Genomic DNA, 463 nt, shown 5'->3' with positions numbered 1-463 from the left:
TGACCACTAGTCCTACGGGTGGCTGCAGTGGGGAATATTGGACAATGGACCAAAAGTCTGATCCAGCAATTCTGTGTGCACGATGAAGTTTTTCGGAATGTAAAGTGCTTTCAGTTGGGACGAAGAAAGTGACGGTACCAACAGAAGAAGCGACGGCTAAATACGTGCCAGCAGCCGCGGTAATACGTATGTCGCAAGCGTTATCCGGATTTATTGGGCGTAAAGCGCGTCTAGGCGGTTTGGTAAGTCTGATGTGAAAATGCGGGGCTCAACTCCGTATTGCGTTGGAAACTGCCAAACTAGAGTACTGGAGAGGTGGGCGGAACTACAAGTGTAGAGGTGAAATTCGTAGATATTTGTAGGAATGCCGATGGGGAAGCCAGCCCACTGGACAGATACTGACGCTAAAGCGCGAAAGCGTGGGTAGCAAACAGGATTAGATACCCCGGTAGTCACAGCATCT

General features: G+C 49.7%; 1 rRNA gene. It reads left to right on the top strand.

What is annotated here, in order from left to right:
• Positions 1-463: ribosomal RNA gene (locus tag H9X80_RS08935) — 16S ribosomal RNA — on the top strand; the annotation flags it as partial.

Origin of the sequence: Olsenella profusa, assembly GCF_016900315.1 — a bacterium.
In the GTDB taxonomy this organism is placed as follows: domain Bacteria; phylum Actinomycetota; class Coriobacteriia; order Coriobacteriales; family Atopobiaceae; genus Thermophilibacter; species Thermophilibacter profusus_A.
The sequence above is the reverse complement of the archived record's forward strand: the minus strand, read 5'-3'. Positions and strand labels throughout refer to the sequence as shown.